Below are 17,014 nucleotides of genomic sequence, written 5' to 3' on the forward strand. Positions count from 1 at the left end.
TAAAAAACAAGTGGGTTGCGTCCTAGGGCGACGCCAAAGGGAACGCTAATATGGAATATCCTGAGTTAGGCCATGCGTAAGCACAGCACTATGCTGAGGTTTAATTCCCAATGAGCTGTAAACACACCTATGGTGTGTCTAGACATGTTTCCTATATCTGTTACAACTTATTCCAATTTCTCACTTGTTTATTGTAAGTGTTAGCTGAGTGACTGATCTGTTAATATTTCTTACTTGCTATTGTATCTCTTAGCCAGAGCTTGTCAAGTACTGATTGCGTTATTTGGAAATGAGTTGTAATCTTGCCAGGGTTTCGACATGTGCCGTCTGGGGAAAAAGATCAAAGGGAGTACAATGGATTAGCCGATAGCGGCTGCTTAGAAGTTGTAAATCACGTGCCAAGGTAGATGGCATGCAAGACAGGTAAAATAAATGTTCAGGCTGATGTTTCAGCAGTTGTTGGATAGCGGACGGGTGCATTCCCGTGCGTGGGGGATTGACAAAGGCTAGATCGAAGGGCCCTTTTAGATTTCTTAGGAGGCGTTCTACAGGTCCTTCAATGACATTCCATGAAGCTTGAGCATACTTCTTTAGATTAGCCTTAGCTGCTTTTACGGCTGCAGGGCTATATTCGATACATTCCACTGATGCGCCTAATTGGGAAAAGAGGCAGGAAGTGATGCCAATTCCGGAATAGAGATCTATTATTTTTGTAGGTTTAAGAGGACTTACTTCATTGCAAAGTGCCCGATAGATTGCGGCGCTCTGTTCAGGATGATTTTGTAGGAAAGCACCCAGGTGAAAAGAAAATGTGAGGTCTTCATAGGTAAGGCTTCCTTCGATAGAACCAAATGTATTTTCTTGGGTTGCCGAGCGGAGTCTTCCCCCTGAAAAAAATGGGGAATGGGAAATTTCCTCTACAAGCTCAGAAGAAAATTCTGAAGCAAAGTGAGCGTCCATCAACAGTTTGTCTGTAGATTTTATGAGTGTCACTCTTCCATCGGGACTTTTATTGAAAAGTTTTCTTAAGTAGGGGAAGAGGGTTTCATCTTCGGAAAAAAGCAGGCATGCGGACGGTTCTATTAAAGCCGTATTATCATTTTCTAAATAACCAAGTTTACCTTGGGACAAATGTAATGTGATGTGTCTGCGGTATTGCCACCGGACGGGAGCGGGCACGGTAGGGTAGACAAGGGGTTGGGAGAATTTTCCTATGCGTGTGAGGGCGTCAATGACAGTTTGTTGTTTATAAGCTAATTGTTCCGGATAGGATACATGCTGCAATTGACAGCCGCCGCAGCGGGTGTAGACGGGGCAAAGGGGTTGGATGCGTTGGGGCGAGGGAGAGATGATTTTGAGGAGAGTGCCTTCGGCAAAGTTTTTTTTCTTTTTAGTGAGGCTGCATTCGATGATGTCACCGACGCAGCTATAGGGAACAAAAACGGCAAGACCTTCGTGACGCAGTATTCCTGCGCCGCCGAAGGCCCATGCAGCCACCTTTTCGGTGATAGGTTGCTCCGACATGCGGATTAACCTGCTTTACGTTTGTTCTTTTTAGAAATAAAGTTCTTACGATATTCTTTTACGTCTTCTTCATGGATAACCCAAGCTGCACCTTTACGGATGGCTTTAAGGTAGCCGATACGAGTAGCGTAATAGATTTTTTGGGCCGGCACTTTAAGCATGCGCGCCACTTGATTCACGGAGAAATAACCTTCGTTGTTATTAAAAAGTAGTTCGCCGTCGAACATGGATTTCGTACGGGAATATTTTTGACGACGGTAAGTTTCTAGATCATCAAGATTAATTGTCCAGCGTGTAGACTCTTTGTGGGCCTTCAGTTTGTTCAATTTAATTGCAATATAGATTGCTTGACGTGATACTTTGTTAATACGAGCAGCTTCTGTAATGGAAACTATTTTAGAATCGTTATTAACGTCGGCTTTACGTTTTGCTTTAACTTTAGCAAGCGTATTACTTTTATTAGGCATAATACCTCCTTGTAATTATGAATTTTGTTTTTATGTATTGTTATTAATATAAATAAGTCAATATTTTATCATTTAACTTATTGAAAAAGCAAGATAAAATTAATACAAACTTTAAATTTTGTTGTCTTGACGGTCTTCAATTTCAAAATTATGAAGCTTTAAAAGAATAATTGCATCCAAAATTTTCAGAATCTGTTAAAAATGTTGCATGTAGCGAGAATTGGAGCTAGCATGCCGAAAATTTTTTTTAAAATAGCCTTTGTAATATTCCTATTTGGAATAAGCGTAAACACCCAAGCTAAATTGCCGAGCATTGATGATCAATCGGCTGCGAGTAAATTGCGTGAGATTATGGAAATGCACGCAAGCCAAAAAGAGTTTAATGCAGAGGTCATAAAACGCACGCTTGGACTCTATCTAGATCAGATAGATCCCTTCAAAACTTATTTCATCGAAAGCGACATTTCTGCGTGGCTTGATCCATCGGATGCATTAATACAAAAGATCATTCAAGATTATAAACAGAACTCGTTTGTCGAATTTGCCAAAATAGATAAGGCCATGGTCGAGGCAATTTTAAGGCGTCGTATTATTGATAAGGGAATCGTCAATGCGGAACTGCCCAAAGATGTGCGGGTAGAAGAATTTAAAGACATGCCTTGGGCGAAAAATATTGAAGAATTAAAAGTTCGCATTACACGACTTAGAGCTCTTCAGTTGGAAACATTTTCTAAGCTTTCTGCTGTTAATAAAGAACAGATGTCCCATCTAGTCGCAAAACGGCAAGCCAAAGTCGAAGAAGATTTTCTTAATCCTGATCCTGACTTCCAAAAAAGACTTGTGCTCACTCACTTGTTAAAAGCCGTTGCTAGCGCTTTAGATACTCACACAGCTTATTTTACACCCGATGAAGCACGGCAATTCATGATCAATGTGCAGCAGCGTTTGTTCGGCATTGGCGCCCAGCTTAGGGATGACTTGAATGGCTTTACAGTCGTTAAAGTCATTGATGGCGGTCCTGCAGCTGAAGGAAAGGAATTGAAGGCTAAAGACCGTATCATTGCTGTGAATGGCGAACCGGTTGTAGGGATGGATATCGTAGATGCAGTAGATATGATCCGTGGCGAAAAAGGGACTCCTGTCACACTGACAGTAATACGCGAAGAGATTGAAGGAGATAAAAAGGACGGGAAGAAAAAAGAGTATAAGGTGGACATTGTTATCGTCCGCGGCGAGGTTGTCTTGAAAGAGACCCGCTATGACTCCAATTTCGAACCCTTTGGTGAAGGGGGAATTGCCTACTTACGCCTCCATTCTTTTTACCAGGATCCGGAAAGTTCTTCGGCTCAAGACTTAACAAAAGCTTTTGAGGAAATGAAGAAAGAGCATTCCCTACAAGGGGTTATTTTAGATCTTAGAAGTAATTCGGGCGGTATGCTTACACAAGCTGTGAATGTCGCAGGACTATTTATCACTAAAGGGGTCATCGTCTCCATAAAAGATGAAAATGGCCAAATACAGCACTTAAGGGATATCGATGGAACGACTATCTGGGATGGGCCCTTGGTCGTGTTGGTCAATAAAGGCAGCGCCTCCGCTAGCGAGATCGTTGCCCAAACTTTGCAAGATTATGGCAGGGCTATCGTTATTGGTGATGAATATACCTATGGCAAAGGGTCTTTTCAGACATTTACATTAAATCCTTCAACTACTGGCGGCGTTAATCCTCAAGGTGAATATAAAGTCACTCGGGGAAGATATTATACCGTCTCCGGTAAAACCCCGCAGCTATTGGGAGTGCAGTCGGAAATTGTGGTCCCAGGAATTCTTTCTGAAGTGGAGATGGGTGAGAAATTCACTAAGCACCCCCTTGAAAATGACGAGATCAAAGAAAACTATGATGATAATCTTTCCGATATACCCTTTACTCAGAGAGCGCGCATTAGTTTATTCTATAAATACAATCTGCAGCAGCGCATTCCTAAAGATGACAAGCTTATGGCAAAGCTTAAAGCTAATAGCAAATACCGTATCGATCATAATAAATCGTACCAAGAATTCCTGAAGGAACTGAAAAAGAAAGGGAAGTCGGAAGAAGAAGTCGATGAGGAAGAAGTAAAACAAGTCTTCCAAAGCGATTATCAGTTGGATGAGGCCTATAACATCCTCCGTGACCTTATCGTATTGAAAGGTTTGACTTGTCCTGGAAAATAATTGCAGGATGGGGCAAAATGATGCACACATCTTATTTAAGGAATGAATGAAATGAGCGTGCGTGTACGTATTGCCCCTTCTCCCACAGGAGATCCTCATGTAGGCACAGCCTATATGGCCTTGTTTAATCTCATCTTTGCCCGCCATAATAAAGGCACTTTTGTTCTGCGCATCGAGGATACGGACCGCACACGCAGCCGTCCTGAATATGAAGAAAATATCTATAAAGCCTTGCAATGGTGTGGGTTTCAATGGGATGAAGGTCCGGATGTAGGAGGACCTTACGGCCCTTATAGACAGTCAGAACGCACGGAGATCTATCGCGAATACGTACAGAAGTTGCTTGATAAAGGCATGGCTTATAAATGCTTTTGTACTGCAGAAGATCTGGAAGAAATGCGCGAGCTACAATCCAAATTAGGAAACCGTCCCGGCTATGACCGCCGCTGCCGCAACTTGAGCGTAGAGGAAATCAGCCAGCGCGAATCCGAAGGCCGCCCTTATGTTATCCGTCTTAAAGTTCCTTTAAAAGGGGAATGCGAATATGTGGATGCCATCAAGGGACGTGTCACAGTGCCTTGGGCTGATGTGGATGACCAAGTTCTGCTTAAATCCGATGGGTTCCCTACTTACCATTTAGCTAACGTGGTCGATGATTACCTGATGAAAATCACCCATGTCATTCGTGGGGATGAATGGATGAGCTCAACTCCTAAACACGTTTTCTTATATGAAGCCTTTGGATGGCAGCCCCCACAATTTATGCATATGCCCCTACTTTTAGGGACAGACGGCAAAAAACTATCTAAGCGCCGCAACCCCACTTCCATTTTCTACTATCGCGATAGCGGGTATTTGCGCGAAGCCTTCATCAACTTTTTGACTTTGATGGGCTATAGTATGCCTAATGATAAAGAGATCTATTCTTTAGAAGAGGTCATAGAAGCTTTTGATGTGAGCCGCATCGGTGTTTCCGGAGCAGTATTCGATATCCAAAAGCTGGAATGGCTTAACCAGCATTACCTCATTAATAACATTTCTGAAGAACAACTTTGGCATAGACTGCGTCAGTGGAATTATAGCGACGAATACATGCAAAAACTGATGCCCTTAGTGCATACGCGCATTAAGACATTTGCCGATTTCATGGAGCTATGCGATTTCTTTTTTGTTAACCATCTGAAGTATACACAAGAGCTGTTAACACCTAAGTCTATTACTCCTGAAGCTGCAAGCATGATTATACAGTGTATAATCTGGAGCCTAGATGAACAGGAAAACTGGGGAGCTGACGGTGTAAATCAAGCTTCTCGCCAAATAGCGGAAGCTTTCGGAATCAATCATAAGAAAGTCGTGATGCCTATTCTTTTTGGTAGTCTAATGGGCAAATCCCAGGGGCCACCACTTTTTGATTCCGCGGCCTTGCTGGGGAAAGACCGTACACGAGTACGTTTTCTCAAAGCGATGGAATTCCTAGGGGGAATATCTAACAAAAAGTTATCCCTTCTTCAAAAAGCGTGGCAGAGCAAAAACTGCAGCCCTCTCTTAGAACCTAGCAAGTAAAATTCTAAACCACGGACTAAGTATTCCTTCTTAGTTCGTGGTTCTATGTATCTAATAATATTCTTATTTTTATCATCCTTTATATAATTTAATTTATTGTTTAAGTTTTTACTTTTTAATATTATAATCTTTGTTTTAATATTAAAGTAAGGATTCATGAGTTAAATTACACGGAGGTAATTATGAACGCTAGTCCAGCCCAATCCGGTGGGGGTGCCGGAGCAGTGTGGGATAAAGCTGTAGATACAGCCGCTATTGGTGCAACAGTTGCAGGAAAGGGAATCGCAGCCGGTGCGACAACAATAGGTAAATTGGGCTCCAATGCATGTAAATGGATTTACGATAAAAGTGGCTTGCAAGGAGCTGTCAAATCCGCTTCCCAAAAATATAGCGATTTTCAAGCAGAGCGGAAGGAAACCAAAGCGTATTCAAATTTGGAAATCGGCAAACACATTACAGGGAAAGATTTGAGTTCAAATTCTAGAACATCGGATGATGACGGAGATATGTTGGAGGATGATTTTGAGAGTGATCTTGAAGAGAGTGGAAGCCAAGAAGAACAAATTGAAATGCAGAATGAAGGTTTGAAGGAAAAAGCCAAAGTAAAAATAGGTGAGGTAAAAGAAAAGTTAAGTTCTAAAATGGAAGAGTTTGAAGAAACTCAAAAATTGAAAGATATTTCAGTTGCTGGATCTAAAGCAATATTCAGCGTAGTGCAATTTATTTACAAAGCCCCCGGAAAAGTAATAGATGCTATAGAAAGACGTGCTGAAAATGCTGAATCAAAAAGTGTATCTGATGAATTAAAAAAATTACAAGAGCGTAATAAATAGTTAATATTGACTGTAATATAAATTAGAGTTAATATAACGGATTAATTATTTAAAATAGTAATTTTTCCGTTATGACTTCAATTTATAATAATAATTTATCTGTTAATTCTTCTAATTTTTGTTCATTAGATATATATGATCCCATAAGAAATATACCTACGGGTGCTCCCCCCCTGATTTTACCTCGAGAAAGCTCTGGCGATAGAGGCAGGGCTTACGCTCTGAATACAAGACTCATAGACAATACCGCAAATTTTACAAATACTCCCCCTCCCTTTGATAATTCCATCTTAGACATGGAAATCCTTTGTAAAAATGTTAAAGACTACTTAGTAAATACTAAGTTTGGGACGAAAACACTCATAGAGCGTTGGATTGCTATACGAGAAGGAGCAAAATATCGATCGAAAGATATCCCTGCGGAAAAAAAGCCACCCCTACCTAAATTTTGCATAGTAGGTAGCACTGCAATTGAAGTGTTAGACGAGGAAAACCGTACACGTATTTTCAATCATGCACAAGTCGAGGCACTGAATACGGATTTTGCGAAAGAAAATCTAGGAAAGAAATCCAACGACTTAGACGTTAGAGCGATACCCGCTGTCACCAGTTGGGATGAAAACATTAAAATGCTGGTCGATTTTCTATTAGCAAGCAGTTCGCAGCAACAAAGAAGCCTCTATTATGAAGAGGAATGGGGTGTTTTAGAGAACCTTCTAACTGAAATCTTAAGATATACTGTTGTTCCTACCTTAGGGGAATACTTTTTAGTGCGTCAACCGAAAGTAGACCAAGGGATTGGAACTCCAAAAACACCTTTTCTGGCAGATAGTTCTAATCTATGGCTGGAAATAGACCCCGATTCCTTAACTCCTAGTGGAGATAATCTAAAAATAAAGGTTGTTTGCGGAAATAATGCACATCCGGCCAAAGCGTTGGTGCATAAGGCATATGGTTATTTTGACCTGGACCCCAAAGGGAAAAACTATACAGCTCCTATCGTCTATTGTTCAGCCATGGTGGCGGATAAGCGGACTATTTCAAGGGCAAAGCTTGAAGAGCTTATTTCATCACTTATACTCGTCTGGAAAATAAAAAAAGCCGATCAGATTGCTGTCACCTTACGTAATGTAGTGCAGTCACACCACAAGCAGAGTGTAGATGAGGCTTTAGCAGTCGTTTTACTAAAGCTTGAATGTGCAATAAATGCCTTAAATGTGGAAGGCAAGCCTCCTGTTATTTCCTCTGCTTTATTTCAAGAAGTGTGGAGAAATCTCTTTCTGAATAATGAAAGAAATGGAAATAGCCTTTTAGAAGTGATATTAAAACTGCGCTTGGATAGCAAATGTCCTGCAGAGCTTATTAATGCATTTTTAACAGTTGTAGGGGCTGCATATTTAGCTATGCCTTATGACGGGCTGAATTATGATGAGAACGAAGTTATTTATACTGAACAAGAAGGGGTGCCGTCTGCACAGTTTAAAGTAGGGACGGATGTCTATCTTCACCTGCCCCTGGATTTTGAAAAAGCTGTTGAAGTCATTGAAAAATATTATTTAGCAAATGCTAGAGAAATTCCTTCCGAAGTTTCTACCCTGGTCTTTGGGCTGTTAGAGAAGATATGCGATAATGAATTATTTGATGGATTCGGACCTTCGCGTCTGTATCAATTTAAAACAAAAATCCCCTCTAGTTTTACCGATGTAAAAGTCGCCTTACAAACTTGGTCTGAAAGTCCTAGTCCTGTTTTAAGAGCTGCAGCAGCGCATATGTGGGCTGTTTATAGCGAGCTAGGGGATGCGGAAGCAATGAAAAGTTTGTTTTTGCACGATATGTTGAATCTCGACGACAAAATTAGAAATTATATAATTTTAAAAATACTGTGTGTACAAAGCCCTGAAACACAATGGGGGTTGATAGAACACGAATGTGAAAGACAGAACATACCCCACGCATTAGCCGCAACACGAAAACCCGAATTATGCAGGCTTGCGATGGAGATGCAGCAAAAGAAAGTGTCGAAAAGTTTCTTTCATTTGCTTCTGGAAGCGGACGCTGCCGCTGCATTAGACTATCTAGATAGAATTAAAGACGAAGAAGAAGCAAAAGCACTGACAGAAGTATTCATAGATAAATGTTTTCAGAAAGCTCCTAGAGAAATCCTCCAAGCAAAATTTGAAGTCCTCTATGCAATAGCTCCTCACAACTCGCATGTGATTAGGTTTTGTATCTCTGACCGTCAGGACATGTTAGCAGATCTATTGGTCAAAGTAAGAGACAATAGCGTTGGGATGAACAAGCATGATTTATTTGAGTGTTGCCTTAAAGCGGTGAGTCTCCCGAAAACAGATAAAATGACCATTATAGAGATTCTAGAAAGTGAAAAAGAAAGTTTAGCGGATTTGTGGCAGCGCTGTGAAAAAGAGATAATTTTACCTATAGCGATGGAACTTCTGAGTTCTGAGGACATCGCTTTTGTAGAGGCAGGGAAGAATCTTAAGGAACAGTTGAAAAAAGAGCTATCTAATGCAGAACTAGCTCCGCTTTTAGATCCTGCCTTTAAAATACATTACAGATTAGTCTCTCTTGAATCAACTGTAAGGCTGAAAAAGTCTGATGAGGCAGTAAAAAAACTCTTCAAGTTGGCTGCAATGCCCCTAGACGCAGCAGCCAAAGTAAGACTGGAAGCTGCGGCTCTCTCCTTGACCACGCATCTTATCAGTGAAATATCTACCCCGCATGCTGTGGAACTTTTGGCGCGTATTTTTGTAAACCCGGATCTTAAAACCTTCGACAAAATCCATAGATCGATTTGGATAGGCTGCAGTGCTTATATCATACAAAGTAAGGAAGCGACTGAAGATAAGTATTCAAAATCTATTCCGGCATTATTGCAGATCAGCCTCAAATGGTTAGAGATTACGCCTTCAATTCATAAAACAGAACTAAAGAACCATACTGACAGCTTATTGGCTCTATTATCCCTATTACAAAAGCTTCCAGTTAATATCCCTCAAGTTATCTTATTGTACAGAGCGTTGAGTAACCATACTCAAATCAAGATAAAATTCCATTCCATCGAATTGACCGGTTTAAATCTTATTCACTTCTTTGAAACGGCTTTAAAAGAAAAGTATTTGGACCTTGCTGGTTTTGCTTTGAATAAGCTGCTTACTGATTCCAAAGAAATGAAATTCCTGGAGAGTTCTCCACATTCATTGAAGCGGCGGTTAATCCGCAGTTTTGCCCGCCAATGGAAAAACGATCCTTCACAGCTTAAACAGGCAGCAAATTGGCTTAAAAGCAGCAATCGTATTTTTTTAGGTGATTCCATCTGGCTAGGTTGCGTCTGTCGTTGGCTACACGAAGTAAATAGATTGCAGGATCATATAGGATCGGAGGTTGTAGAGAAGGTTATCAAAGAATGGATGGATTATGTAAGAAATAATAAAGAACATGTAGATCCTTCAAAGAATACTGTCCTTGTATTGACATTACTCTCATTACTAGAAAAGCCGAATTATTCAAATCTGAAGTCGTTATTTACGCAAGATATCCTATTGGTTATGTATTGTTCTTTGAGCTTGCGTCATTCTGCACAGCGTAATGCAATGCAAAAACTACACTCCCTAGCGTTATCCGTTGGAGCTATCCTTTCTTCTAATGTGGACTCACCTAAGAACAATGTATTTCTGATACAGGTATTCAGGCGCTTATGGAAGGAAGAAAAGTTCAAAGAAGCATTATTGATTTTTGAACAATTTGCAAATGCATTTAATGAAAAAGGACAAAAAATAGCTTCATCAATGGCTTTTGAGATACTCGAGTGTATCGAATTGATGGAAGGTAACGCCTGTACAGAATGCATTTTAGAACTACTGATTAAGCTGAAAGATTCGGTGGAAGGTTCTTCTACGCATGCTTACTGGAAATACTGTTTTAAATCGTTATTTCGCTTTTCCTGTGCAAAAGAGAATTTTGTTTTAGCTGCAAAGATCTGTTTGTTTTCCGATGATCTCAAAGATCTGACAGATGCTGTTATCAAAGGTTTGTTAGTTAAATTGGACCTTCAGAAATTTGACTATATCAACCAATTGTTAAAGAAAAACCCTCATAAATGCTCTCTTCAGATGTGGAAGCAGATTTGGGTTATAGGAACTTCTAAAAAGCTGTATGCAGAGCTCTTGGAGTGTTACCCTCTGTTCAGCGTTTCTTATCCATTTAAAGGTGGTGATCCACTTCTGGAAGAAATCTATGCTTTAGTCCTTAATGTTCTTTTCCTACAAGAATCTCCGTTGCTGCCTTTATTTCTCAATGCTAACCTGCAGCAATTAGAACAGATGTCTCTGAGATCTACTACAAACTCCTCTTTACGTCTTCATCTTTCTCAGTTATTGCTGGATAGGCTTTTGACCGGAGAATATGTCGAGGGACAGGGAAAAAGGATATGGTCTCTATGGCTTAACCTTAAACAGCTGCCTTTAGATGTAAATATCACTGAAAAATATGCCGCATCCCTCTTTGCCTATAGCTTTAAGCACCGCGACGATTTCCTAATTGAAAATATCTTGGAGCACTACAAAGAACGCATTAAATCGGACCCAGCGAGCGTACGTAAGAAGTACGAAGAACAATTAAATGCATTGGAGCACTGGCCAGAGCATTTTAATACCAAGTTTTATTTATTCTTATTTATTTTGTATGTAAATGCCGGTCAAATGGTTTCGTATGATGTAACGTTAAACTGGTTGCTTCGTCATGTTGAGAATAAAGAAGCCGGTTTTTTCACCTTCTATCTCTTTTCACAATTTAGTAAATTCTATCCCCTTCAATGTGCGAATTTTATAGAGCAGAACTCTCAGAAATTTGATGCACTTATCGATGTATTAGCATGTAGTGAGCAGAACTTTAACGAAATATATTCTATCCTTGCTCAGATATATCAAAGTGACGCTATTGCAAAGGACAAGTATGGCAAATTGTTGTCCAAGTTATTTTCTCTTCATTTTGTTTTAGATGAAAACAACCCAAACCCCCTGTGCGTAGATAGGGAACGGATGGATAAGTTCTTAGATTCTGCGGCTCATCTTACACAAAGCTCTGAATATAAAGATTATTATACTTCCAGTGTGATAACGACATGCAGAATTCTTACTTCGAAAGAAGACTTAAGTGTATTTCTGAATTACTCTAATCGTATTATTAATTTAATTGATGTGAAAGCTCCTGACCAAAATCTTGTGACCACTTTTGTTCTCCAAATAAGTCAGGCCGTGCAAAGCAGAATGTTGACAAGGGAACAACGGACCGTGGCTAATTCTGTCCTAATGCTCTTGTTAAAGTGCTTTGCTGAGGTCAAGTGTGTGTTGGACAATGGAACCTTGGAGCTTGTATATGATACAATAGAACACTTGGTTTTATCTTCATCCTTTGAAAACCCCGTAAATGTAGAAAAAATTCTTCCTCTTTTGAATATCCTTAAAAGAGATCCAATGCTCTTGATAGCATTAGAAATTTTCTCGCAAGATTCCAGTTTTATCCTTAAGAAATACGATAATAAACAAATTCTTAGCGGCATAAAATATCTTTTTATAAAAGCAGCGCACGCTGATCCTGTCCCATTTGGAGTTTTGTTCGGTATTATTAAGAGATATTCCAATGTAAAAGATATTCTTAAAGACAATGCGGATGAACAGATATCTTTATTGGAGCATTTATATTTGTTTGGCTCCTCTGTAGATGAGATTCTCCTGGTCTTAAATTATATCAACAATAACCAGCATGTACTGGGGGAACGGTGGAGTTCTGGGAATAAATCTAAAGCCCTTGGACTTCATTTCATCTGCCTCCGAAAATTTTTAAATGTTAACTCTAGTCATTTCACCTCTCTGCAGATTAGCTATGAACAATTAATATCCGCATTCCAGGCTTTTCATCGTTTAATAAAGAAAGATTTTTTCGTTCTTAATAGCAACGATACGAGCAACAGAGAATTATTTCATAATTTTGCGAGTATGACTTTAGATACTATGAAATTCTGTTTGATGAATTCAACAAGCTTTAATGATAAGCAATCTGAGTTGATACAATTTATTCTAAATAATATCTATCATCTTTGTGTGAAGCCCATTAGTCGTTCGCAGTTCCTTAGGGAGGATATGGAATTATCTAAGAAGCTTTTGACAATATGTGTAGAAGTCACAGCTATTGCTGAAAGATGCGGTGGGATTAATAGAAACTGGCTCTGTGGTGTGTATATTCAGGGTTCCATTATTCAGCATCCCTTGGATATTTTCCCTTTTCTATCGAATGAGGCAAGAGACTATGCAATCATACATTTCCTTAAAGTCTATTCAGCTGAAACGGCATTACGAGAAGCTTTTGATTATTGTGATAGAAGCGAAAGCAAGGAATCAATGTTACTTTGCTTAGATTATATATCGAGAATAGTCTTAGAGGTTAATCAAAGCAATGATTGCAATGACATTCCTGATGAACTTAGACAAAGGCATAAAGACCTTCTGTTAGCTATTGTAAAACAATCTCTTACGTTAAATGAACGTAAATCCCATCTTGTTCATCTGACAACACTCTCCAACAAGGGATATTTTAAACAAGATATTGAAGCTGTCCATGAGACAATTTTGAATGCAATGGAGATATTGATCCTGGAAGAAGAGAAGGGCTTCTGTTCTACTCTAATTAAACTTATGGATGGTTTTGAATTCTGGTTGAAAGAGCCTATCCGCAATGAAAAAGTTGCCTTTTGCATTAAAAATAAAGGCGTTATTTTCGGTAATGAATTTGTCAAGGAAACACTTTGCAAGACTATTACTGCTTTTGTTGAACACCAGGTCAAAACTCAACAAGAAGCCTATTTGAGTTGGATAACTTCATTTCTTTTCCTTATGGATGATCTTTCGGAAAGAAATCGTGTCATTAGATTGTGCGTGCAGGGTGCGTTGCTCAATGAACAGTACGAGTATGCATTAATTTTCATAAATATCTTAAAAGATGATTTTGGGGATGCAGATAAGAAGAGCGTCGATACAGTATTCACAATGCTTTTGCGATCCCCAATATTTGCAGGCAGCACAGAGATTCTTTTTAGTACGCAATTAGTATATTTGCTTACCCATCCTGTTTACCAAAATATTTTTCAAAGATATTCACTATCTCTTGAGATCTTAACCCTCTTAAGATTGAGAGCAATGCGGGATGGTGAGAATGGAAATGTTGCAAATGATATCCTTGAAAAAATGCTCTTAAGAACGATAAAGAGTGACATTGAAAAGAGGGCGTTAAAAAAAGCCCTAAGCAAAGAGTATATGGACACTCTAGTAGATACTCTAGGAATGATTACTGAACAAAAAAACAAACGCAAGGAAAGAGAGCTTGATTCTGATGAGTTGCAAGTGTACAAAGAAATCTTTGTGCTTTTGTGGAATAACACTTCGCAAACTATTCGTGACAATTCCCTGTTATTGTTAACCCTTGGCTTTTGCACCAAAGAGACCTTGGATAGTTTAGATGATAAGGTGAAAGATCTTATAAAACGCTCTCTCCTTACCTATCTAAAAACAGTTTTCAAAGATAAAAAAACTACGCGCCTTAAGGAATTTAAAGATATCTTGGACGAGATATTTTTACAGGATTTATGTGATATCAAAACCCTTATCTTCGGCATTGAATTCTATTATGAAATGGCCGAAGCATTCTATAAACAGGGCTTAGTTCCAGACACTTTTATGTGGCTTGATAAATATCTGTCGGCTTATCAGGAAACCAATTTCGAAAATCTTCCTTCTGATATCCACAAGAAAGTAGATTTTATTTTTCACCTCTCTTTAAAACACAAAGAATGGTTTACGCTGTGTACTTTAGTGGACTTAATAGAAAAAACCCATCCAGAAAAGCAAGCTAAAGCCTATTTCAAAAAAGTACAAAACTTCACTTCTTTAGAGGAATCATTATCTTTTGTGAAAGAACTGGATGAAATGAAGTGGATCGCAGATATATTTCCTGTTAAATCACTACTTCAGAAGTACTTGCGACCTGATTCACTCAAAGATATTACTCTTATTTTTGAAATTGTAGAACTATATAAAATATTTGACGCCTCTATATGGAATGAGATCCTCTTGATCATTCAAAAATGTAATGTAGAGAATATAGATTCGAATGTAATACAGCTTATCCAAAGGATTAGTATGGAAAGAAAGTTTGCAGACAACCTATCACTGCAAGCTAGATTATTTTCGGCACTTCTGACAGTTTTTAATAAAAGCAAAATTCACCTTGAGTTGCCGCTAGAAATAACTGAGGAGAATCTAGACAAGTTAGCTGCGCACTCCTCAGAGATTAAAGCAGAAGTTTTAGAGAATGGTAGTTACCTTAAGGCATACAATGCTGAGACTTTAAATCGTCTACTGAACATTTTGTTGAATAATCCGGCATTCAGCCGCTATGACGGGATGTACTTGCGGCAGATTATTCAGGCCAATGATATGGAAACTATCGTTAAAGCACTTAGATTAGTCCAAAGGCATCTCCAAGATCAGGACCCTAAAATATTTTTACAGATGTATGCACTTTTGCTTAAGCGTGCGTTGGATATTGTAAAACAAGGAAATACTGTCACAAAAGAGTTTCTCAAAGTAACAAAGCAAATCAATGCAATTTTGATGAAGAGTACGCAGATAACCCCGCTGTTTTTCACATATGTTGTAAGCTTGGCGGGATTTGGATACGACAAGTTATATTATGAAGCTGTGGAATTGTTTGATTTTACTCTGGAATATGTCCAAAGCTCTCTATTGATGAATGAGTTGAAAAGGTTCAATGAAGCGAAAGAAAGTATTTTCCAAGCTTTGTCGCAAACGGGGGCTCCTTTAGTTGTATGTAAGGTGTGGGGTAAAGCAAAAGATAAAGGACTCATAGCAAAGGAAGAGTATGAAAATGGAATGATTTTGATCCTTGAGCTCGTATTGAAATGTCATGTCTCTCCTTTTTGCTCGGACCCTAATTTTGAGCTCCTTTGGACGAATGCTTTAGGCAAAATTTTTGATGGGATAGAGGGAAGAAAAGATGCCCCAAGAATAGCTCGGGCCTTTATACAGCCCTTAGTACTGCATTATATCTCTACGGGTAAAAAAGCTGAGGCAGAGAAATTATTTAGGAAAGTCATAGATATCTTTGCCCATAAAACGCGTAGTAAGGTCGCATCTTCGAATGATCCCTTCCCTCAATGTATTGAGAGTTATTGTTGGAATGCCAATAGAAGCTTAGCTTTGAATTTAATGCTCTTAGATATTTTGATAAACCAAACTGAGAAGACACATTTACAAACTAATATGCTCTTAGATTGGGGACATGAAATTATTTCAAGGCTAGCAAAAACTTATCCGTTAGAGGCTGAAATAGTTGGAAAAGCATTTCAAGCCTATATTTTAGCACCTTTATCTCAGAATCAACATGAACTAACATATCATTTCTCATTAGCGATGGAAGTGATGAACAAGGATGAGAGTAGAGGAATATGGGAAGCTGCTCCTAAACAAGCGGAGTACATAGCAATAATCTCTTCCATCATCAATGGTAGTGACAATTTGCCTAATGTAATGGAAGCGGAAGATTTTTATGCCCTTATGAAAGATCAAGTACAGGTTAAGAATACCTTCAGATTGGAAATTGCCTGCCGCTTTATTAATGTGCTTATGCCACGTGTAAATTCGATTGTAGAGTCTGAAGTTGTCAATAACGTACTTCTTCCATTAGTCAATGCAGCATGCGATCTGGAAGATAACATTATAGTCCTAGAAACAGTCGTGGATAGTGCTAATAGATATATAAATCCGAAGGATCCATTAAATTACCCTCTAGTTATTAGCATTTCGGAAGCTTTGCAACTTCATTTTAAGAATAGCAAGGAAAGGAATGTTGAAAGTGAGAAGGCTTTAGGAAGACTTGTCATCAATTTTTTTAATAAATTCGATGTAAGTTATCTCCTTATGAAGGATTTTCTAAAGTATTATAGAGGATTAAACACTTTCATTAATTTATTTGCTAAACTTACAGATTTTTGTTTTATACAGAGCTTTACAAAACTGATTATTCAAAAGCAGCGAGATAATTTTGACACCCATTCGGAGGAATATTCCATTCGACAATCGCTACTGATTCACTGGTGCGAAACGATCATGAATCTGCCTATGGGAAAGAAAACAATAAACTATATATTTGAAAATCCTTTACTAAGCAGTTCCTTGAGTGAAAACACTGACTTTATTCATAAACTATTGGGGTTTCGTAAAGCAAATTAGAATATGTATTAAAAATATTTTATTTTTTGTTTTTGCGCTCTATGCCCAATATATTCATTGGGATATCGCAAATTCTTCTAATTTGTGAATT

The 17,014-nt window shown here is 38.7% G+C and carries 6 protein-coding genes; 4 read left to right on the forward strand and 2 right to left on the reverse strand.

Annotated features, from left to right (window positions below; all coding sequences use genetic code 11):
- Positions 1-279: 279 nt before the first annotated feature.
- Complete coding sequence (locus WC222_03970) at positions 280-1,524, reverse strand: methyltransferase (GenBank protein MFA6915529.1); 1,245 nt, start codon at positions 1,522-1,524, stop codon at positions 280-282.
- A 5-nt stretch (positions 1,525-1,529) separates the two neighbouring features.
- Positions 1,530-1,991, reverse strand: a complete 462-nt coding sequence (locus tag WC222_03975) for a helix-turn-helix domain-containing protein (GenBank protein MFA6915530.1) — start codon at positions 1,989-1,991, stop codon at positions 1,530-1,532.
- Positions 1,992-2,222: 231 nt separating this feature from the next.
- Here WC222_03975 and WC222_03980 point away from each other — a divergent pair, with 231 nt between their 5' ends.
- From WC222_03980 to WC222_03995, 4 genes are all read left to right on the forward strand, one after another.
- Positions 2,223-4,205 (forward strand): S41 family peptidase, encoded by a 1,983-nt coding sequence (locus WC222_03980; GenBank protein MFA6915531.1) that lies wholly within the window; start codon positions 2,223-2,225, stop codon positions 4,203-4,205.
- 51 nt (positions 4,206-4,256) lie between these two features.
- Complete coding sequence (gltX, locus tag WC222_03985) at positions 4,257-5,768, forward strand: glutamate--tRNA ligase (GenBank protein MFA6915532.1); 1,512 nt, start codon at positions 4,257-4,259, stop codon at positions 5,766-5,768.
- Positions 5,769-5,992: 224 nt separating this feature from the next.
- Entirely contained in the window at positions 5,993-6,601 is a 609-nt protein-coding gene (locus tag WC222_03990) for a hypothetical protein (protein ID MFA6915533.1), read from the forward strand.
- A gap of 71 nt (positions 6,602-6,672) precedes the next feature.
- Complete coding sequence (locus WC222_03995) at positions 6,673-16,923, forward strand: hypothetical protein (GenBank protein MFA6915534.1); 10,251 nt, start codon at positions 6,673-6,675, stop codon at positions 16,921-16,923.
- Positions 16,924-17,014: the final 91 nt, after the last annotated feature.

The organism is Parachlamydiales bacterium (assembly GCA_041671045.1).
In the GTDB taxonomy this organism is placed as follows: Bacteria; Chlamydiota; Chlamydiia; order Chlamydiales; family JABDDJ01; genus JABDDJ01.

Bases quoted from the DNA above. Each gene is read 5' to 3' on its own strand.
- WC222_03970 (MFA6915529.1), bottom strand. From the start codon at position 1,524: ATGTCGGAGCAACCTATCACCGAAAAGGTGGCTGCATGGGCCTTCGGC.
- WC222_03975 (MFA6915530.1), bottom strand. From the start codon at position 1,991: ATGCCTAATAAAAGTAATACGCTTGCTAAAGTTAAAGCAAAACGTAAA.
- WC222_03980 (MFA6915531.1), top strand. From the start codon at position 2,223: ATGCCGAAAATTTTTTTTAAAATAGCCTTTGTAATATTCCTATTTGGA.
- gltX (MFA6915532.1), top strand. From the start codon at position 4,257: ATGAGCGTGCGTGTACGTATTGCCCCTTCTCCCACAGGAGATCCTCAT.
- WC222_03995 (MFA6915534.1), top strand. From the start codon at position 6,673: ATGACTTCAATTTATAATAATAATTTATCTGTTAATTCTTCTAATTTT.